An 18,986-nucleotide genomic window follows, 5' to 3' on the forward strand; every position below is an offset into this window, starting at 1 on the left:
ACTTGCCATAGTCGTTGCCCAATTTAATCAGGTCTTGGTAATCTTCAAACAGCTGTTTTGCCTCTTTTTGGACAATTTCCGAATCAAAAAAACCCATTGCTCTTACCTGTCAACCGGTTTGGTTGTACTCAATCGCCGCTTCTAATCACATTTTAATGTAGCGTTAAACCTGGACAAAATTCGGTTTTCCGTATTAGTCAGTTGTTCGCCCAAGGCGATTCGGTGTAGGGTAGGTTAGTCAGTTGAAGGTTGAAGGTTAACAGGTTGAAGGTTAACAGGTTGAAGGTTAACAGGTTGAAGGTTAACCTTCAACCTGTAACCGGTTAACCTGTAACCGGTTAACCTGTAACCGGTTAACCTTGGCCAATAGGCCACGCGATCGCGTTCAACCTGCCAACCTTCAACCGGTTAACGTTCAACCTGCCAACCTTCAACCGGTTAACGTTCAACCTATAACCTGTAACCTGTAAGTTTCCACTCTGAGATAAGTAATTATTATAGGAACATAGGATTGACAGTATTTGGATATCCACCAAGCTATTCAACGCGGGTCAAAGCAAGTATGTTGAGCAAGCCAAAAAGCCGCAAAGTCGCTTCCCTACTGGCCTTGAGTGGGGTAGTTATCCCCGTTTGTGGATTACACAAATTTTATCTCGGACAACCCTTCTGGGGAGTAATGTACTTACTCCTGTGTTGGACACCCATTCCTCGAATTGCCAGTGCTATAGAGGGGGTGTGGTATTTACTACAAAGTCAAGATCAGTTTGACCTCAATTTTAACCTTGGTATTGAGTCTACAGTATCTTCCTCAGACAATCCATCGGCTGGGATTGACCCGGCCAAGGTAGGGGAAATTGCTGATGCCCTAAGACAGCTAGACAGCCTGCGTCAGGAGGGACTAGTGTCTGAGTATGAATTTGAACAAAAACGTCGTCAATTACTTGACCTAATTGCTTGAGTTTCATGGCAATTTTTGATTGGCTATCACCCAAGACTCCACAAAACCCGAATCAGCAATCAATTCAGCAGAGGCTAAAGCGTGACCCCTACTATCGGCTACAATCTACAGAAGAAATTGCTGTAGCTGCCAAATTGGGGCTCACCATTGATGTGAATCAAGCTGGTGTGGATGACTGGCTGAGATTGCCAGGGATATCTATCCATCAAGCGCGATCGCTTTTTGAACTCACCAGCAGCGGTGTGCAATTTTGTTGCTTAGAAGATTTGGCCGCTGCCCTAGGTTGGTCAGTACAACGTCTGACACCCTTGCAACCAATTTTGAGGTTTTGTTACTACGATGCGGAGAGTTTAGTAACGCCTCAGCTAGTCAACCCTAACACTGCATCTCTAGAACAGTTGACGAAAATTCCAGCAGTGGACTTGTTTTTAGCTAGAGCGATCATGCAAAATCGCTTTGATGGTGGCCCATACCGTAATTTAGCTGACCTTCAACGACGCCTTGAGCTTAATCCTCAGCTGACATCTGAGTTAATGTACTATTTAATCTTTTGAGATTATTAGTTTGAGATTACTAGTTTGAAATGCTATCGAGTTGACTACTTATCCTTCTTGGTTGGGAGTCACTTAAAACTAGAAACTAGAAACTAGAAACTAGAAACTGGAAACTTGTCAGTGGCGAAGTCACAACTGACAACTGACAACGGACAACGGACAACGGACAACTGACAACGGACAACGGACAACTGACGACTGACAGCTGACAGCTGATAGCTGTTGGCGTAGCCTGCGCGTAGCGCATATGCTTACCACAAAAAACAAAAAAGGAACAGACTACTAAAGAGTGGTCTAGTTCCTACACAGAAGTGGTTGAATCAGCTATGCCGACGAAAAAATCCGGTAATCTTTCAAAGTTTTAGGTTAGACCAATTCCTTAGACTTGCGCTTTAATGAAGTCAAGCTTAATCCCAGTAAGCTTAGGCTAAACAAGCCCATTGTCATGGGTTCAGGAACAGGTTTAGAATTGGAAGGATCTCCAGGATTGGCAGTTATATCAACATTAATATCAGCCTTGGTAAGAGTAAAAGAACCCGTAGCACCTAGCCAGCCAGACATACCAAAGTTAGTGTTTTTGCCATTAGCTCCAACCCCAACCTGGAAGGCGTATTTACCATTTTCAGGTTTTTGGTAAAGATTCAGTTCCTTGCCATCGTAGAAACCTAGGCCAGTTAAGGTAGCCCGAGTTTCATCCATGTTATAGTAGTACCAAGTACTAGTATCGACGGGGCCACCTTTTTCTACGTATTCAGACTTTGGTAGTTCCTTTTTCGGTCCTCCCCAAGGTTCTGGTGTGCTATTGAACCAAATATCAACGTCCCATTTTTTAGTATCATCTAACTCGGAAACGATGGTACCCAACAAATTAGCAGTCCCATCATTGTATTCATTAAAGATACCTGAAGTGTCAAATACAAACCTCCCTGAGTCCAACTCAGGAAACCAGAAAGCGTGTCCTGACAAATCAGTGTCTTCTGGGTAGATATGAGCTTCATCGGCTAACCAGGACTTGAGGATATCAGCTGCCTGGGCTTCTCCTACTGCTCCCAAAACTATAGACCCTAAAACTAATCCACTGCTTAAAAATTTAGTTATTTTCATTTTTTAGACGCCCTAGTTATTTGAATAAATTAATTAATTGACTTGAGTCTGTAACTAATTGGTTGACTAATTGTTTGACTAACTCGTTCGCGTAGCGTGGCCAACGGCCAATCATAGCCTGAGCTATCAGTAAAATCACTTTCAGTAAATTAACTGATATTTATAGTCTGCCAATCTGATGGTTGCGATCGCGTTAGTGCTAACGTATAACTTTTGTATTATTTTTGTATACAGCGTTTTTCATAACTATTAGGTGCGCTTTCCGGATCTAATTATTAAATTCGCCACGGGTCGCACCTGAGGTACACAGGATTTTTTCCCTCTTCCCACTTCCGACTTCTCTGTTCCGGTGATCCGCTGTTCCCTGTTCCCTAAAACCTTAGGTACGCTCTTACCATTAAGAATTAAATTCGCCACGGGTCGCACCTCAGGAATCTGTACCTCACCCAATTGACAACTGCTGTAAATTCATAGCAATAAAAAAAATACCATCACCTTTCAACTGGCTCCAAACTTGATTTCCTGACCCGGAGCTAATCTCTAATCATAAGAAAAGAGCCCCTGGATTTTTTCCGTCCTATTCAGGACTATCAAGGAGCCACTTCTAACCCAATCAGATCAAGTCCCGATCAGGGACTGCATCAAGACAATGGTGTTAACTATACCAAATTATCGAAAACTACTTCTTCCCTCCCCCCTCTACCCACGCGCCCCCGCCCCTCTAACCACACTCTTCCCCCGATTCCCGATTCCCAATTCCCGATTCCCGTTCCCCTCCTGGGAGGGGTTAGGGGTGGGTTCCGATTCCCGATTCCCGATTCTTTGGGCGTAGCGATATAGCTTGACAAGTGAAGCTTAATTGAGGGAAACTCTAGGTTAGCCTATGGGAGGGCGAAGCAAAAGCAGATAAAACCTAGGGTTTCAGCCATTAATTCCTTGCCCGAATTACTTACTTGCCCGAATTACTGGCTCGAATGGGTCGCCCTTAACCAAAAATCCACGACGCCAGACTTTCCATCGGAGGGGTTCTATGCCGGAAAACACGATTTCAGCAGAAATTCAGTCATCCCCCAACCACTCTAGACAAGCTGCTTTAGCTCTACAACAGCTTGGCTTTCGGATACTGCACATTGGACCGACTATCAGTGTACAAGCCCCGCAATCCCTGTGGGAATCAACTTTCAATGTTTCCTTCCAACCACAGCAGAAAACCCTGATCCAGGAGATAGATGGCAGTGAGGTTACCTATCCCAAAGCTGCGGTTGACAATCTACAAATTCCTGAGCAACTACAAACCTTGGTAACTGGGGTGATGTTTGTAGAACCCCCAGAATTTTTCTGATCGCTCTTAGCGGAAGCTGAGGCCGTTGGCCACGCGGGGCGCGTTCGCTTCATCGCGTAGCGTGGCCAACGGCCAATCCAGTTAACGATAATTCGATCATTATCCAGGCTAGAGGGACGATCGGGTCGTGCCTTTACTGTATCGTGCCTCTAGTTTTCTATGGTCAAATGTTCAATAGTAAAAAGTTGCCAATAAAATTTTAAACTAAAGCCGAACAAAACAAAAGTACCCACGAGGGTGACGTCAATATGTGATTAAAAATACCAAACTAAAGAAGTAAACCAAAGAAGTAAAGCAACTTGGTTTGTTGATCAACAAAGACAGCGATAGTCATCAACCGCTGTCTAACTAGGATTTAACTAACAGGATAATTATGATACAACAACTACAGACGGGAGTTGAGCGAGTTTCCTTTGAAGCCATTCTCGCATCAGAAAGTGGCCAGTCTATGTTCGCAAGTGACACCTACCTCCAACCGGAGAATCTTCAACAATTCGCTCCACCCCCTGGACGGGGCATTCAAGCTGCAAATATTCTACAATCCCTTGGCTTTCGAGTGCAGCAAATCGGAACTTTTTCCATTAGTGCTGATGGACCACGGGAACTGTGGGAACGGGTCTTTAGCACCCGAGTTGAACGGGATAGCCAACTCATTAGCGAGGCTCATCCTCAACTGGGAGAAGTGACCTTCTTGCGCCATGTTGCTGGTGCTCCCTTTACCATTCCCCAAGAGCTATTTGGGTTGATAGAGCGCGCTTATCCCCAACGTCCACCCATTTTATTTGAGTCGCCACTGCCTCCACGGGTTCGTTATCATCACCTCAATGTTCCCTCCGATGTAGCTATGGTATGTCGCTCGACCCCTGTCCACAAAGTCGGGGTAACCGGTAAAGGCGTTTTAGTAGCAATGGTAGACACTGGATTCTACAAGCATCCCTTTTACGAGTGGCATGGCTACAACTACCAGGCAACCCTGGCACCAGATGCTAAAAACGTGGAGCGGGATGAGAGTGGTCATGGCACCGCTGAAGCAGCAAATATTTTTTCCAATGCACCGGATATTGACTTTATTGGTGTCAAAATGGGGAGTAACCCCACCCTGGCCTTTAAGATGGCATCGGATTTACATCCAGCGGTGATGAACAACAGCTGGGGCTTCAGTATTCCAGAAGGGCCTCTACCGAATTTCCTCAAGCCCCTAGAGGCAGCAGTTATTGAAGCAGTCAAAGAGCGTGGTATTACTGTCTGTTTCTCTGCTGGTAACGGACACTATGGATTTCCTGGTCAGATGCCGGAAGTGATTTCTGTGGGTGGAGTCTATGCCCACGATACTGTTGAGGGCAATGACTTTCGGTTAGAAGCTTCCAACTACGCCAGTAGCTTTGATAGCCAAATTTATCCAGGACGCCACGTCCCTGATCTTTGTGGACTGGTGGGAATGCAACCCCGGGCTGCCTATATCATGTTGCCCGTTGAACCAGGGGACGAAATTGACCGAGGCTTGGGCGGTGGTCAGTATCCGAATCAGGACGAAACGGCTACTGATGATGGCTGGGCAGTGATCAGCGGTACTAGTGCTGCTTCTCCCCAAGTAGCGGGTGTTTGTGCCTTGCTTAAGCAGGTGCAACCTGGTCTGTCTCCATCCCTGATTAAGCAGATTCTACGGGCATCAGCGCGAGATGTTAAGCTGGGCAAAAGCTTCCATGGTCAACCAGCAGGAGAGGGACACGATGGAGCAACTGGCTCCGGTTTGGTGGATTCCTATGCAGCCTATAAGTTAGCTCGCTCCGTGACCATCCGCAATGTTCATGACTTGCCAGCACCTCGATGAAATAGTGGTTCTCAAATAGGTGAGGTATATTTGAGATTTTAGGGAGTCGGGAGTCGGGAGTCGGGAGTCGGGAGTCGGGAGTCGGGAGTCGGGAATCGGGAATCGGGAATCGGGAATCGGGAGTCGGGAATTGGGAGTCGGGAATTGGGAGTCGGGAATATCACCACACTCCCATAAATCCCATATATCCCTATATTCCCATCTCCCCACCTCCCCATCTCCCCATCTCCCCATCTCCCCATCTCCCCATCTCCCCATCTCCCCACACTTCCCTCTCTTCCCCTGCTCCCTGTTCCCTACTCCCTGTTCCCTTTGCTACATATGCTGACTAATAAGATAATCGCCCATCGTGGGGCTTCTAATTGTGCCAAAGAAAATACTATTGAAGCTTATGAGAAAGCGATTGAACTTGGGGCTGACTTTATCGAATTTGATGTCAGAATAACTAAAGATGGGGTATTGATTTCCCATCATGATCCAATGATAGCTAATCAAGCTATCAGTCAGTTAAGGTTTGCTGAAATAAATCGCATTGCTGGTCAGCAAGGGTTTAGAGTTCCTACGGTTGAGGAAATTTTAAGACTGACTCGTAACAAAATTAAACTAGCGGTTTAATTAAAAGAAGAAGGCTATGAAGAAAAAGTCATGGCCTTAGTAATGGGATATATCAAAATAGATGACTTTGTTATTTTATCATTTAATGTTTCATCGTTAAGATGGATAAACTTGAATTACCCTACGGTTAAAACGGGATTGTTATTAAGCAAAAAAAAGAATAATTTTCTGATTATATTACTCAGACTTTTGGGAATTTGGGTGTTTCAGAAACTGATCAGACTTACCCCCGATATCCTAGCACTACAGTGGGAAACGTTAAAATTTGGTTTATTGGAAATTGCTGCTAAACAGGGCAAACCGGTTTTTGTTTGGACTTTGACACTCCCCGTCCTATAAGAACGGGGATTCTCACTTCAACGAGCCAACTTGCTCAATCAAGCCGGAGCCAGAAAGAGTAGAGGTCGATTCTCCATGAGCGTTGGGGTCTATGACCCAAGTTCCGCTGTGCCCCAGCGTACTCAAGGCTCTTCCTAAAATGTTGATTGCGGCGTTGTGATCGCGGTCTAATTGACAACCACATTTGCAGGTATGAGTTCGAGTCGATAATGACTTTTTCACGATCTCACCGCAACTAGAACAGTTTTGACTGGTATAGGCAGGGTTTACGGCAACGGTTACTCTGCCAAACTTTTGTCCAAAGTGCTCTAACCATTTACGAAACTGATACCAACCTGCGTCATTAATAGATTTGGCAAGACAGTGATTTTTTACCAGGTTTTTGACTCTAAGATCTTCATAGGCGACCAGGTCGTTAGACCGGATTACGCAACGTGCCAATCTCTTGGCATGTTCTTCACGTTGCCTACTTATTCTAAGATGGTGTCTGCCTAGCCTATTAATGGCTTTTCTACGATTGGCTGAGCCTTTCTTCTTGCGGGATACCCGACGTTGATAAAACTTTAAACGCTTCTCCCCTCTTCTATAAAATCGAGGGTTTGGTTCAGTATGGCCTCTAGAATCGGTATAGAAATCTTTTAATCCAACATCTAGACCAACGTTTGCATCTGATGGTTCTAAGTGCTCGTTATTATCAACAGCAACACAAAACTGTACATAATAACCGTCAGCTCTTTTTACTATCCGGACTCGCTTGATTTGGTTTTTATCAAATCGCCACAAATCCCACGTACCCTTGAGTTTTAGTTTCCCGACCCCTTTCTTGTCAGTGAAGGTTATTGACTTCTTATCAGGGGACAATTTCCATCCTGATTGCTTATACTCAACTGACCTGCAATGGTTTTGAAATCGTGGAAACCCCTTCTTGCCAGGCACCTTTTTCTTGCAGTTGTCGTAGAAACGGGCGATCGATGACCATGCTCTTTCAGAAGCAGCCTGGCGAGCAGTCGAATTTAGCTCATTAGCAAAAGAGAACTGCTTAGCTAAGACCTTGCAGTATTTACTGAGGTCATACTTACCAGTCCCTTTCTCATCCATCCAAAGGCGAATACAAGAGTTTCGGATAAACTTAACTGTCCGAATTGCCTCATCAATGGCTGAGTACTGATGCTTTTTGCCGTACGCTTTGAATTCAATAATGATCATTGACCTAAGGTCACGCTCCGCGAACGGATATCGACCTTTTCCGTTACTGTTTTATAGTACCACACTCAGCGACAAATATCAGGATAGATCTAAAAAAAAAGCCGTCCATTGAAGTTACCTTAAGATAGTGGAGCCTTTATGGTCGGCAGGCCGTGAAAAGGGTTAAAACTTATTGAATAAGGCTCCACTATCTAAGGTTTCGTCTCGTAGAAGGACGGGGCTTTAAACCCAAATTTTTTGGTAAATAATCAAAAAATGATTGGAGAGCTTCTACATGATACTCGGATACATGGTATCATTACCGACAAACCTGACTTAGCTCGTAAGCTATCAGCTATCACCAGTTAGCGGTCAGCCGTCAGCTTTTTAATAAAACAGGTAAACATTAGCTATCAGCTATCAGCGGTCAGCCGTTGGCGGTTGGGCACGCTACGCCAACAGCTTTTTAATAAAACAGGTAAACATTCGTTAAATCTCTTTTAGCGCTGCTGTCAGGGATTCATAGTGCTTGGCTGAATGCTGAATGCTGATGGCTGATGGCTGAATGCTGAATGCTGAATGCTGAATGCTGAATGCTTACAGATTATTGACTAATCTTGAATATACTCTTCGCCATTGATCATCGCTATCTCGGCTCTTACAAATTCTCGTCCTAGGTAAAGGGCATGATCGAAACGACTTAAAGGACAGGGTTTAGTTTCTTCGGTAATTTTCATGCCTAGTTCCTTGGCTGTCCTACCTTTGAAAATAGCGGTGGGAGTACGGTTTAATTTAACATCGCAGGGAAATGGTTCTCCGGTTTCTGGATCAACTGCTAACCCTTTGTCATTAATTTTGTTACTGTAGTGTTCGGCACAGATCAGACTTGCATCTCGGTCTATGTAAATAATAAAGTAGCCCTCTGGATCGAGTTCAATAAAGCGTTTGGAGAGCTTTTCATCAATAGCAGTAATGTTTTGGGCAGTGATCATCATGGGAACGGTCAAGGGCTAAAGCTGATGGCAAATCCCAATATTATAACGTTAACAGAACAATTAGACAAGCTCAGAGATGAGGATAACAGGGAAACACAGCGGGACGCAGCAGGTGTGGGAGGTGTGAGGAGTTACTTGGTCAGTTACTTAAAAAAGTTGATAAATTTAACAGCCATACTTACTCTAGATTTAGTATAGTAGAGCTTGGGAATTAAATAGTTAACCCTAGTGGTAGTGTTGTACCTTGGGGTTACCCATCCATGGTGTAATATATCTAAGATTCTGAGCAACGAGTGAAAAGGCCACAAACCCTCTCGGCAAAAACTATAAGCCAAATCAATCCAGATTTAGTATAGTAGAGCTTGTGAATTCCATAGTTAACCCTAGTGGTAGTGTTGTACCTTGGGGTTAGCAAGTCATGGTGTGTTAAATCTAATATTCTGCCTAACCAGTGAAAATGCAACAAACCCTATCGGCAACAACCATAACTCAAAATCAAGGGAATATTAAGGTGATCAGACGGGATGGTTCTCTGACTTCCCTTGATATTTCCAAAATTCGTGCTGTTGTTGAGTGGGCTTGTGCTGGCAAGGATGTCAATCCGATCACTCTAGAAGCCGGACTCACTACCCGCTTGCGTGATGGTGTTACTACCAGAGAGATTCAGGATAACTTGATCAACTGTGCCCTGGAAATGTGTAGTCCTGATCAGCCTGACTGGCGCTATGTAGCAGGACGACTGCAGATCTGGAGTCTCTGGAAAGATACCCTGGTAAACCGTGGTTATGAGTACGGTGACTACCCTAGAACTGTTCGCTCTAAAGTAGAGTCTGGTCAATATGACCCCAGTATCTTAACCTATACGACTGAGGAGCTAAAAGAAGCAGGTTCTTGGATTAATCGGGATTGGGACACGGATTATGATTATGCAGGGGCTGTACTGCTAACTCGTCGGTATCTCCTGGCGGATGAGTTGCCCCAAGAGGCATTTTTAACTTGTGCTCTGCTGCTAGGGTCAGTGGAAGTGCCGGAAGATAGACTAGGTTGGGCAAGGCGATTTTATGAAGCGATCGCACAACGGAAAATATCTCTAGCGACCCCGATCCTGGCTAATCTCAGAATTCCTAAGGGGTCTCTGTCTTCCTGTTTTATCACTAGCATTGATGACAACCTGGAAAGCATCTTTGAAGGAATTACTGATACGGCCAGAATCTCCAAAAACGGTGGTGGTGTTGGGGTCAATGTTAGCCGGATTCGCTCAACGGGTAGCTGGGTGATGGGCAAAGCCAATGCTTCGGGAGGGGTAATTCCTTGGATTAAACTGCTAAACGATACTGCGATCGCAGTTAATCAAGGAGGCCGTCGGGCAGGGGCAGTCACCGTTAGTGTGGATGTGTGGCATCTCGATGTGCCAGAGTTTCTGGAGATGCAAGCGGAAAATGGGGATCCCCGGCGCAAGGCTTATGATATCTTTCCCCAATTGGTGATTCCCGATGAGTTTATGCGTCGGGTGGTTAATAAAGAAGACTGGACGTTAATCGATCCCTATGAAGTACGGATCAAGCTAGGGATTGAGCTATCGGAACTTTGGGCAGAAGAGTTTGAAAGCGCCTATCAAACTATTGAAGCAGCCATCGGCGAAACCCTCACTCTCTACAAGACCGTCAATGCTCGGGAACTCTTTAAGACGATTATGCGATCGCAAGTAGAGACCGGAATGCCTTACTTGGCGTTCAAGGATACCATTAACCGCGCTAATCCTAATCAACACCAAGGCTATATCCCAGCGGTAAATCTTTGTACCGAAAGTTTCTCTAATGTCGAAATTGGCAATGCTGCTCACTGTTGCAATTTGGACTCAATCAATCTCGCCAATATTGAGGAAACTGAATTGCCCAATATATGTCGTCTAGCAGTGCGGATTCTCGATAACACGATTGATTTAACCACTCCTCCTTTTACAGCAGCCCATACCCACAATCACAAATACCGCACCATCGGAGTAGGTTGTATGGGATTAGCGGATTGGTTAGCTAAACGGTGGCTAACCTATAACAACCTCAAGGAAATTAGTAACTTATTTGAGGATATTGGCTACTACTGCACCCATGCATCTATGGAACTGGCCATGGAACGTGGTGCTTATGCTGCTTTCGATGGTAGTGAGTGGAGTAAAGGTAAGCTAATTGGCGCTAAACCAGTGGAATGGTTTGTAGAAAATTCCCAGCATCAAGAGCGTTGGGTAGCCCTATCTCAGGATATTCAAAAATTTGGGATTCGCAATTCTCATATTACTGCGATCGCACCCAATACATCCTCATCCCTAGTACAAGGATGTACCGCTAGTGTCTTACCAGTTCACAGCAAATTCTTCTATGACAAATGGGCAAAAGGCACTGTACCCATTGCCCCACCCTTTATTAAAGACAATTTTTGGTTCTACCACGAAAACAAAAACTTTGATCAGAAAAAAGTTGTTACAGCAGTCGCCACGATCCAGCAATGGATTGATACTGGGATTTCCATGGAATTGTTATTTAACTTAAACCAAGGAGTCTATTTCCCAGACGAACCTGAACGCACCCTCAAAGCCAAAGACATCTATGAAACCCTAGTCATGGCCTGGGAATTAGGATGTAAAGCCGTCTATTATATCCGAACCGTCCAGCGTGACAACTTCAAAGAATTAGACAACACTTGTATCGCTTGCGCTAATTAGTGATTCTGTGGAACAGGCTTCCAGCCTGCGCGCGCATCGGTCAGTGGTCAGTGGTCAGTGGTCAGTGGTCAGCTTTGTAGAACAGGCTTCCAGCCTGTGACTTCACTGAGATTATAGCAATTCTCTTTCCCATGAGGTACAAAGAGATCCCCCTAAATCCCCCTTGAAAAGGGGGACTTTGAGGTTGATAAGTGTGAAGCATCGGTCAGTGGTCAGTGGTCAGCTTTGTGGAACAGGCTTCCAGCCTGCGCGCGCATCAGCTGTTCGCGTAGCGTGCGCGTAGCGCTTAGGCTGAATGCTGATAGCTGATAGCTGATAGCTCTTGCTCCCCACACTCCCTGTTCCCGATTCCCGATTCCCGATTCCCGATTCCCGATTCCCTACTCCCTACTCCCTACTCCCTACTCCCTATAAAAAAATGCTAACTACAATGCCAATTAACCCTATCTTTAATCCAGATGGGGATGATAAAACTGAACACCGTTCAATTTGGTTTGGTAATACCACCAACTTGATGCAACTCAATGATGTCCGTTATGCTTGGGCAATTGGGTTGTATCAACAGATGCGGGAAAACTTCTGGATTCCCCAGAAACTAGACCTAACTCAAGATGTAACAGACTACTCCAATTTAACGTCAGCAGAACGTTATGCTTATGATGGGATTCTATCCTATTTAACTTTTTTAGATTCCGTTCAAACCTGCAATATTCCTCACATCAAAAGTAGCATTACTGCTCCAGAAGTTAGTCTGTGTATGGCGGAACAAATTTCTCAGGAAGGGATGCACAATCAAAGTTATCAATATATCATAGAAACCGTTATCCCTACTGAACATAGAAGTAGAGTCTATGAATTCTGGCGCACTGATACAGTGCTCAGGGATAGATGCGAATTTGTCGCCAGTTTCTATCAACGGTATGTTGATAATCCCACCCCAGAAAACTATTTTGTTTCCTTACTGGCTGACTTTTTATTAGAAGGAATGTACTTCTATAATGGGTTTATTTACTTCTACAATCTCGCCTCTAGGATGCTGATGCCAGGCTCAGCGGACATTTTTAAAATGATTAATCGAGATGAACTGAGTCATGTCCGGCTTTATCAAAAGTTAATCCCCATGGCTATGGAAGTATTTCCCTATTCCAGGGACCAAATTTATGAAATGTTTGCCACAGCAGTGGAGCATGAATGTCGCTGGACTAATCATATTGTTGGTAACGATATTTTAGGGATTACCGAACGGAGTACTGAACATTATACCAAGTATTTGGCGAATATCAGGCTACGTTCTATTGGATTAGAACCCCTTTACCAGGGGGAAAACTATCAAAAGAGTCCCTACAGCCACTTAGAGCGTTTTTCTGATACTAAAAAAGATGCTCATACTAAGGCCAACTTCTTTGAAGCTAGCGTAACTAGTTATGTGATGTCTTCTGGGGTCAGTGGTTGGGATGAAATCTAGGGAGTAGGGAGTAGGGAGTAGGGAGTAAACTAGAAATCAAACCATCCAAATCCACCAATCGATTTTCTGTGACTAGAAGCCGCGAACCATTTCCCAGTCTGCTGCTGTATCACGCCCTGAAGTGGTCAGTGGTTAGCCCCTTAGTCCATACCTATTTCCGGGGTCGCATTTATGGTGCTAAACAAGTACCCACCTCGGGACCACTGGTGGTGGTGAGTAACCATGCGAGTGACTTTGACCCACCGATTTTAGCCAGTTGTGTGGGACGTCCAGTAGCCTTTATGGCCAAGGAAGAATTGTTTCGTGTGCCAGTTCTGAAACAGTTTATTGAATTGTATGGTACTTACCCGGTTAAGCGAGGCTCAGCAGACCGGAGTGCCCTGCGTTCTGCTCTCAATTTCCTCGACAATGGCTGGGCGGTTGGTGTGTATTTGGATGGCACCAGGACACGGGATGCTCGCATTCATAACCCCAAGCTTGGTGCCGCCTGGATTGCTGCCCAAGCCCAAGCCCCCCTGCTGCCCGTTACTTTGTGGGGAAGTCAAGCAATTGTTAAAAAAGGTTCCTTGATGCCACGGTCTGTACCCTTAACCGTCCGCATTGGTAAGCTGATTGCTCCTCCTAGTTCTAGTAACCGAGACGAATTGCAAGCTGTGACCCAACAGTGTGCTGCAGCGATTAATGCTCTCCATGATTTGGGACGTTGATTATGTGGGAGTAGGGAGTAGGGAGTAGGGAGTCGGGAGTCGGGAGTAGGGAATCGGGAATCGGGAATCGGGAATCGGGAACAGTTGCGTAGGGTGTGTTAGGGACGGGCTCCCTCTCATTTTCCGCCTCGTAGTCAGCCTTGGAACAGCCCGGCCCGTAACGCACCACCGGGTCCAACAGCTTTAATGAGATGCACCCCAAACCCCAAACCCCACACCCCACACCCCACACCCCACACGTCCTACCTAGCTTCACCAATAACCGTAAAAGCCGCCCAAGCTTTCGGGTCTGGATTACCATCTTCATCATTGAGCATCGATAACATGGCCTCTCGCATGGCTTTGGCTTTATCCATTTTGTGGGTGTAAATATTCGTATAAAACTCCCTCATCAACTTGGCCGTATCATCATCAGGCACTTGCCATAAGGACACCACCAAACTGGGTACACCGGCGGCAATCAAAGAACGGGATAAACCCACTACCCCTTCCCCTTTTATCTCACCCCTACCAGTATCACAAGCACTCAGGACTACTAACTTTGCGTTCAATAAGGATTTTTCCGGTAGTCCGTAACCAATCAGAATTTCATCACTGGTGAGAAAGCCATCATGGTCTGGTTTCTCAGGAGCTAATGCGATCGCACCTCGATAATAAATACCATCGACTAAACCATGGGTGGCTAAATGGATAACCGAAGCATTGGCCATTTTTTCCACAATGGTTGATTCTGTTGCTTCTGCTCCAATTAGAGCGGTGGTATTCAGCAATTTAGCAATGGTTAAGGCTTCTGTTTCTGCACCCGATAGAGACTTTAACGGTTCTTGTTCCTGTCCTACTGTAATGGTGGGCATGGTGGGATTACCCACAATCAATGGTGTTCCGTTGCTGTCTTGGACTCGATGCCAATGTTGACGGGTAAACGACAGAGATTGGATCGAAGGAGCAGTGAGAATGGTATGGTTTTCGATTAGATAATTTCCGTCATCATCTAGCAGAGCAGCAAAGGGAACCAGAAATAGTGCTTGATGGGGAATGAAAATAATACGGTCTGATTCGCTTTCAGGTAATACGTCAACAATGGGAGTAATCAGGAGTTGGTAGAGTTGGTTTAGTGGATGACTATCCTTAGGGTTTGGTGGTGAAGTAGGATTCTGATTACCTCTACCTCTGACAGCGACATAATCACGAGTGACTTTGACTAGTTCAGCTAGAGTGGTATCTTCGGGTAAGGTATGACTACGGAAGGTAATCTCACCTGTGGGAGCAATTACCCAAATATAAATTTGGCCACCAAAAATGGAATATTCCACCAAAGTGGCTTGTTGTTGTTGAGCAATCTCTTGAATGTCTTTAAGAGTAGGAGCTTTAGTTTTTTGAGTAGTTTCAGATAACTGTGCCGCTAATAAATCAATCAGAGCGCGGTTGCGACCCCGTTCGGAAATCTCTAAGGCTTGTTTTGGTTTTCCTTGAGCAATCAATACCTGTTGTAAAAGACGATAGCTACGAGCTTGTTCTTCAAAAATAGAAATCTTCCAATCATCTTTGTTACGGAGGAAGTGGCGGATATCTTCCAAAATTTTAATGGCATCATACAGGTGAATTTCGGCTGGTTCTAGTTGATTTATTTTTAATAAGGTAACACCGAGATTATTTAGGGAGGCAGCTTCACCTTTGCGGTCTCCGATATCCCTAGCAATAGCTATCGATTTTTGGTAGTAATCAATCGCTTTTTTGTAGTCTCGCAGATTATCGTATGCAATACCCAGACTACCCAGGGAGGCAGCTTCACCTTTGCGGTCTCCGATATCCCTAGCAATAGCTATCGATTTTTGGTGGTAATCAATCGCTTTTTTATAGTCTCCCAGATTATCGTATGTACTACCCAGATTATTCAGGGAATTACCTTGACTCAGGCGGTTTCCGATTTCCCTAGCAATAGTTAATGATTGTTGGTAGTAATCAATCGCTTTTTTATAGTCTCCCAGTTGACTGTATGTAGCACCCAGATTATTCAGGGAATGACCTTGACCCAGGCGGTTTCCGATTTCCCTAGCAATAGTTAATGATTGTTGGTGGTAATCAATCGCTTTTTTGTACTTTCCCAGATGATAGTATACAATACCCAGATTATTCAGGGAGTCAGCTTCACCCTCGCGGTCTCTGATTTCCCTTTTAATAGCTAAGAAGTGTTGGTAGTAATCAATGGCTTTTTTATAGTCTCCCAGAGGAACGTATGCACTACCCAAATGATTCAGGGAGCCAGCTTCACCCTGGCGGTCTCCGATTTCCCTTTTAATAGCTATCGATTGTTGGTGGTAATCAATCGCTTTTTTATAGTTTCCCAGATGATAGTATGTAACACCCAGATTATACAGGGAGTTAGCTTCACCTTTGCGGTTTCCAATTTCCCTAGCAATAGCTAAGGAGTTTTGGAGGGAATCAATCGCTTTTTTGTACTCTCTCAGATGATAGTATGCATTCCCCAGATTACCCAGGGAGTTAGCTTCACCCAGGCGGTAACCGATTTCCCTAGCAATAGCTATCGATTGTTGGTAGTAATCAATCGCTTTTTTGTACTCTCCCAGAGTACGGTATGCATTACCCAGATTATACAGGGAGTTAGCTTCACCTTTGCGGTTTCCAATTTCCCTTTGAAAAGCGATTGATTGTTGGTAGTAATCAATCGCTTTTTTGTACTCTCCCAGATGATGGTATGTAGTAGCCAGACCAATCAGGGAGGCACCTTCAACCTTGCGGTGTCCGATTTCCCTAGCAATAGCTAAGGAGTTTTGGAGGGAATCAATCGCTTTTTTATAGTTTCCCAGATGATAGTATGTAACACCCAGATTATACAGGGAGTTAGCTTCACCCTTACGGTATCCAATTTGTTTATAAATCACCAATGCTTGCTGCCAAGATTGTAATGCTTCTGGGAACTCACTGCGACGAACGTGACTCATTCCCTGCTGAAATAGTTTGTCCGCCTCGGCTTGCTTACTGTCTACTTCAACTATGGCATCACTAGGGGTTATAGTTCCTTCTTGCTCTGGGCTAACCGTGTTTTGTTCTTGAGCCAGTGCTAGTACAGTGAGGAAACTAGCCACAACAGGGAGTACCCCAGGGGTGAGGTAGACAGTGAGAAGTCCCAACCATAAGACTTGCTTAAGTTTCATATCGGATATTGAATTATTCCCTACTTCCCTATATCTGAGAGATTCCTGAGCCTATGCAATGATTCAGGGAGTCGGGAGTAGGGAGTAGGGAGTCGGGACTCGGTAGTGGTGCGTTACGGGACGGGCTGTCCCAAACACACCCTACGCCACTACTATAAAAATAGCGATCGCATTATAGCTGGACAAGGGTTATAGGGATAGCTTCGGCCACTATATTTTACGAATCATTGAGGAGTGCTATATATTGAAATAATCTCGATTTCCATTACTCGATGCATTGGTTTGGTTGGCTTTTCAGTTGTGATCAGTTGATCTGCTTTAATTTGCAGTGCAGCTGCTACATGAATCGCATCCATCCCAGCTAAACCATAGGTACAGGCAATTTGTTGGGCATTTTGGAGAATTTGCTCTAAGTCAGTTGCCCAATGGTTGACAGCATTAAAGAAGGTTTCGTAAAATTCTGTTTCATCTTGTTGCTTGTTAAAAATTGCTTTAGGCAAGACTTCTAACTGCACGAAGCGACTTGAGGCAAACTCCCGATTTTCATCGTTAAGAATTTGATTGGCTCTAATGCTGATTGACTCAATGCCTTGAAAAGCGGTAATCAGTACACCAGAGTCTATGTAAGTCTTCTTACGAGTCACTCCATCCACCTCGACGTGCAGCCAATTCCAGTTCAATGTCCTCTTCGTTGAGCAGTCGTAAGCCAGCAGCAATTGCTCGTTGTCGAATTTCCCATAATTTTTGGGCTAAGGGAGTTTTTGGTACAAAATCCGATTGAGGGGGTGTTGTTTCTGACTCAGATTTAAGGAGTTCAACAAACTCCAAAACTTTTTGCTGTTTTTCCGGTGCCAGTTCTCGCCAGTGTTTAAGTAGTTCTTCTTCTTTACCCATAAACACCTCCCGATGGAATGATAATTCTATTGTATAGGAATAGGGAACAGGGAATAGGGAACAGGGAATAGGGAGCAGGGAACAGGAATAGGCAAGAGGCAATAGGCATGCTAGCAATAGGGGCAAGAGTTCCGAACTTTCCCCACACCCGACTCCCGACTCCCGACTCCCGACTCCCGACTCCCGACTCCCCAAATTCTCTACCTCGCTTCACCAATAACCGTAAAAGCCGCCCAAGCTTTCGGGTCTGGATTACCATCTCCATCATTGAGCATCGATAACATCGCCTCTCGCATCGCTTTGGCTTTATCGAATTTGTGGGTGTAAATATTCGTGTAAAACTCCGTCATCAACTTGGCCGTATCATCATCAGGCACTTGCCATAAGGACACCACCAAACTGGGTACACCTGCGGCAATCAAAGAACGGGATAAACCAACTACTCCTTCCCCTTTAATCTCACCCCTACCAGTATCACAAGCACTCAGAACCACTAACTTTGCTTTCAATAAGGATTTTTCCGGTCCTGCGTAACCAATCAGAATTTCACGACTGGTGAGAAAGCCATCATGGTCTGGTTTCTCAGGTGCTAATGCGATCGCACCTCGATAATAAATACCATCGACTAAACCATGGGTGGCTAAATGAATCAGCGAAGCATTGGCCATTTTTTCTACAATGGTTGGTTCTGTTGCTTCTGATCCATTTAGAGCAGTGGTATTCAGCAATTGAGCAATTCTTAAGGCTTCTGTTTCTGCACCAGGTAGAGGCTTTAACGGTTTTTGTTCCTCTCCTATAATGCTGGGCATGGTGGGATTTCCCACAATCAATGGTGTTCCGGTGCTGTCTTTGACTCGATGCCAATTTTTACGGGTGAACCACAGGGATTGGATCGAAGGAGCAGTGAGAATGGTATGGTTTTCGATCAGAAACTTGTGGTTATCATCTAGCAGAGCAGCAAAGGGAACCAGAAATAGTTCTTGATGGGGAATAAAAATAATACGGTCTGATGGGTTTATTGGTAATACGTCAACAATGGGAGTAATCAGGAGTTGGTAGAGTTGTTGTAGGGGATTACTATTGTTAGGGTTTGGTGGTGAAG

At 44.9% G+C, this 18,986-nt stretch carries 22 protein-coding genes; 10 read left to right on the forward strand and 12 right to left on the reverse strand.

Going from position 1 to position 18,986, the window contains the following annotated elements; all coding sequences use genetic code 11:
* Positions 1 to 97 (reverse strand): DUF1825 family protein (locus F6K57_RS26410; protein WP_293071509.1); only part of this gene is annotated, 97 nt, incomplete at its 3' end.
* A gap of 137 nt (positions 98 to 234) precedes the next feature.
* The gene (locus tag F6K57_RS26415; RefSeq protein WP_293071498.1) at positions 235 to 375 is read right to left on the reverse strand and encodes a hypothetical protein; all 141 of its coding nucleotides are present in this window, start codon (positions 373 to 375) and stop codon (positions 235 to 237) included.
* 187 nt (positions 376 to 562) lie between these two features.
* On the opposite strand from F6K57_RS26415, the gene F6K57_RS26420 reads away from it, so the two are divergent.
* Positions 563 to 958: an NINE protein gene (locus F6K57_RS26420; RefSeq protein ID WP_071105854.1), complete on the forward strand. Its 396-nt coding sequence runs from the start codon at positions 563 to 565 to the stop codon at positions 956 to 958.
* A 5-nt stretch (positions 959 to 963) separates the two neighbouring features.
* Entirely contained in the window at positions 964 to 1,512 is a 549-nt protein-coding gene (locus F6K57_RS26425) for a ComEA family DNA-binding protein (RefSeq protein WP_293024115.1), read from the forward strand.
* Positions 1,513 to 1,878: 366 nt separating this feature from the next.
* On the opposite strand, the gene F6K57_RS26430 is transcribed toward F6K57_RS26425, so the two are convergent.
* From F6K57_RS26430 to F6K57_RS26440, 3 genes are all read right to left on the reverse strand, one after another.
* Entirely contained in the window at positions 1,879 to 2,616 is a 738-nt protein-coding gene (locus tag F6K57_RS26430; RefSeq protein WP_293024112.1) for a PEP-CTERM sorting domain-containing protein, read from the reverse strand.
* 16 nt (positions 2,617 to 2,632) lie between these two features.
* Positions 2,633 to 2,755, reverse strand: a complete 123-nt coding sequence (locus F6K57_RS26435; RefSeq protein ID WP_293024109.1) for a hypothetical protein — start codon at positions 2,753 to 2,755, stop codon at positions 2,633 to 2,635.
* A gap of 110 nt (positions 2,756 to 2,865) precedes the next feature.
* Positions 2,866 to 3,033 carry a hypothetical protein gene (locus F6K57_RS26440; RefSeq protein WP_293024107.1) on the reverse strand — a complete coding sequence of 56 codons (168 nt, stop codon included), beginning with the start codon at positions 3,031 to 3,033 and terminating at the stop codon, positions 2,866 to 2,868.
* A 232-nt stretch (positions 3,034 to 3,265) separates the two neighbouring features.
* On the opposite strand from F6K57_RS26440, the gene F6K57_RS26445 reads away from it, so the two are divergent.
* From F6K57_RS26445 to F6K57_RS26455, 3 genes are all read left to right on the forward strand, one after another.
* The gene (locus tag F6K57_RS26445) at positions 3,266 to 3,448 is read left to right on the forward strand and encodes a hypothetical protein (protein WP_293071499.1); all 183 of its coding nucleotides are present in this window, start codon (positions 3,266 to 3,268) and stop codon (positions 3,446 to 3,448) included.
* A 198-nt stretch (positions 3,449 to 3,646) separates the two neighbouring features.
* Complete coding sequence (locus F6K57_RS26450; protein ID WP_293024100.1) at positions 3,647 to 3,958, forward strand: hypothetical protein; 312 nt, start codon at positions 3,647 to 3,649, stop codon at positions 3,956 to 3,958.
* A gap of 373 nt (positions 3,959 to 4,331) precedes the next feature.
* A complete protein-coding gene (locus F6K57_RS26455) occupies positions 4,332 to 5,789 on the forward strand; it encodes a S8 family serine peptidase (protein WP_293071500.1) in 1,458 nt (485 codons plus the stop codon).
* A gap of 38 nt (positions 5,790 to 5,827) precedes the next feature.
* Here F6K57_RS26455 and F6K57_RS26460 read toward each other — a convergent pair whose 3' ends face one another.
* The gene (locus F6K57_RS26460) at positions 5,828 to 6,055 is read right to left on the reverse strand and encodes a hypothetical protein (RefSeq protein WP_293024095.1); all 228 of its coding nucleotides are present in this window, start codon (positions 6,053 to 6,055) and stop codon (positions 5,828 to 5,830) included.
* 55 nt (positions 6,056 to 6,110) lie between these two features.
* On the opposite strand from F6K57_RS26460, the gene F6K57_RS26465 reads away from it, so the two are divergent.
* Both F6K57_RS26465 and F6K57_RS26470 read left to right on the forward strand, forming a co-directional pair.
* Positions 6,111 to 6,404, forward strand: a complete 294-nt coding sequence (locus F6K57_RS26465; protein WP_293024093.1) for a glycerophosphodiester phosphodiesterase — start codon at positions 6,111 to 6,113, stop codon at positions 6,402 to 6,404.
* A gap of 30 nt (positions 6,405 to 6,434) precedes the next feature.
* Positions 6,435 to 6,743: a hypothetical protein gene (locus F6K57_RS26470; protein ID WP_293024092.1), complete on the forward strand. Its 309-nt coding sequence runs from the start codon at positions 6,435 to 6,437 to the stop codon at positions 6,741 to 6,743.
* A gap of 12 nt (positions 6,744 to 6,755) precedes the next feature.
* On the opposite strand, the gene F6K57_RS26475 is transcribed toward F6K57_RS26470, so the two are convergent.
* Together F6K57_RS26475 and F6K57_RS26480 are read right to left on the reverse strand one after the other, a co-directional pair.
* Complete coding sequence (locus F6K57_RS26475) at positions 6,756 to 7,949, reverse strand: transposase (protein ID WP_293071501.1); 1,194 nt, start codon at positions 7,947 to 7,949, stop codon at positions 6,756 to 6,758.
* 590 nt (positions 7,950 to 8,539) lie between these two features.
* Positions 8,540 to 8,923: a DUF4346 domain-containing protein gene (locus F6K57_RS26480; protein WP_293071502.1), complete on the reverse strand. Its 384-nt coding sequence runs from the start codon at positions 8,921 to 8,923 to the stop codon at positions 8,540 to 8,542.
* 457 nt (positions 8,924 to 9,380) lie between these two features.
* Between F6K57_RS26480 and F6K57_RS26485 the strand changes: the two genes are divergently transcribed.
* From F6K57_RS26485 to F6K57_RS26495, 3 genes are all read left to right on the forward strand, one after another.
* Positions 9,381 to 11,642 (forward strand): ribonucleoside-diphosphate reductase subunit alpha, encoded by a 2,262-nt coding sequence (locus F6K57_RS26485; protein ID WP_293071503.1) that lies wholly within the window; start codon positions 9,381 to 9,383, stop codon positions 11,640 to 11,642.
* Between the two features lie 322 nt (positions 11,643 to 11,964).
* Complete coding sequence (locus tag F6K57_RS26490) at positions 11,965 to 13,107, forward strand: ribonucleotide-diphosphate reductase subunit beta (protein WP_293071504.1); 1,143 nt, start codon at positions 11,965 to 11,967, stop codon at positions 13,105 to 13,107.
* Positions 13,108 to 13,175: 68 nt separating this feature from the next.
* Positions 13,176 to 13,814, forward strand: a complete 639-nt coding sequence (locus F6K57_RS26495) for a lysophospholipid acyltransferase family protein (protein WP_293071505.1) — start codon at positions 13,176 to 13,178, stop codon at positions 13,812 to 13,814.
* Positions 13,815 to 14,056: 242 nt separating this feature from the next.
* Here the strand turns inward: F6K57_RS26495 and F6K57_RS26500 are convergent, their stop codons facing one another.
* The 4 genes from F6K57_RS26500 to F6K57_RS26515 all read right to left on the reverse strand — a co-directional run.
* On the reverse strand, positions 14,057 to 16,990 hold the full coding sequence (locus F6K57_RS26500; protein ID WP_293071506.1) for a CHAT domain-containing tetratricopeptide repeat protein: 2,934 nt from the start codon (positions 16,988 to 16,990) through the stop codon (positions 14,057 to 14,059).
* Positions 16,991 to 17,214: 224 nt separating this feature from the next.
* Positions 17,215 to 17,634, reverse strand: a complete 420-nt coding sequence (locus tag F6K57_RS26505; RefSeq protein WP_293060687.1) for a PIN domain-containing protein — start codon at positions 17,632 to 17,634, stop codon at positions 17,215 to 17,217.
* A complete protein-coding gene (locus F6K57_RS26510; protein ID WP_293071507.1) occupies positions 17,624 to 18,079 on the reverse strand; it encodes a hypothetical protein in 456 nt (151 codons plus the stop codon). Before F6K57_RS26510 ends, F6K57_RS26505 begins: the two co-directional genes overlap by 11 nt.
* A gap of 5 nt (positions 18,080 to 18,084) precedes the next feature.
* The coding region (locus F6K57_RS26515; RefSeq protein ID WP_293071508.1) for a CHAT domain-containing protein at positions 18,085 to 18,986 on the reverse strand (902 nt) is incomplete at its 5' end.

Origin of the sequence: Moorena sp. SIO4A5 (genome assembly GCF_010672005.1) — a bacterium.
In the GTDB taxonomy this organism is placed as follows: Bacteria; Cyanobacteriota; Cyanobacteriia; order Cyanobacteriales; family Coleofasciculaceae; genus Moorena.

Excerpts from the sequence above, each read along its gene's own strand:
- F6K57_RS26420 (WP_071105854.1), top strand. The coding sequence starts at position 563 with ATGTTGAGCAAGCCAAAAAGCCGCAAAGTCGCTTCCCTACTGGCCTTG.
- F6K57_RS26425 (WP_293024115.1), top strand. The coding sequence starts at position 964 with ATGGCAATTTTTGATTGGCTATCACCCAAGACTCCACAAAACCCGAAT.
- F6K57_RS26430 (WP_293024112.1), bottom strand. The coding sequence starts at position 2,616 with ATGAAAATAACTAAATTTTTAAGCAGTGGATTAGTTTTAGGGTCTATA.
- F6K57_RS26445 (WP_293071499.1), top strand. The coding sequence starts at position 3,266 with ATGGTGTTAACTATACCAAATTATCGAAAACTACTTCTTCCCTCCCCC.
- F6K57_RS26450 (WP_293024100.1), top strand. The coding sequence starts at position 3,647 with ATGCCGGAAAACACGATTTCAGCAGAAATTCAGTCATCCCCCAACCAC.
- F6K57_RS26455 (WP_293071500.1), top strand. The coding sequence starts at position 4,332 with ATGATACAACAACTACAGACGGGAGTTGAGCGAGTTTCCTTTGAAGCC.
- F6K57_RS26465 (WP_293024093.1), top strand. The coding sequence starts at position 6,111 with ATGCTGACTAATAAGATAATCGCCCATCGTGGGGCTTCTAATTGTGCC.
- F6K57_RS26470 (WP_293024092.1), top strand. The coding sequence starts at position 6,435 with ATGGCCTTAGTAATGGGATATATCAAAATAGATGACTTTGTTATTTTA.
- F6K57_RS26475 (WP_293071501.1), bottom strand. The coding sequence starts at position 7,949 with ATGATCATTATTGAATTCAAAGCGTACGGCAAAAAGCATCAGTACTCA.
- F6K57_RS26480 (WP_293071502.1), bottom strand. The coding sequence starts at position 8,923 with ATGATGATCACTGCCCAAAACATTACTGCTATTGATGAAAAGCTCTCC.
- F6K57_RS26485 (WP_293071503.1), top strand. The coding sequence starts at position 9,381 with ATGCAACAAACCCTATCGGCAACAACCATAACTCAAAATCAAGGGAAT.
- F6K57_RS26500 (WP_293071506.1), bottom strand. The coding sequence starts at position 16,990 with ATGAAACTTAAGCAAGTCTTATGGTTGGGACTTCTCACTGTCTACCTC.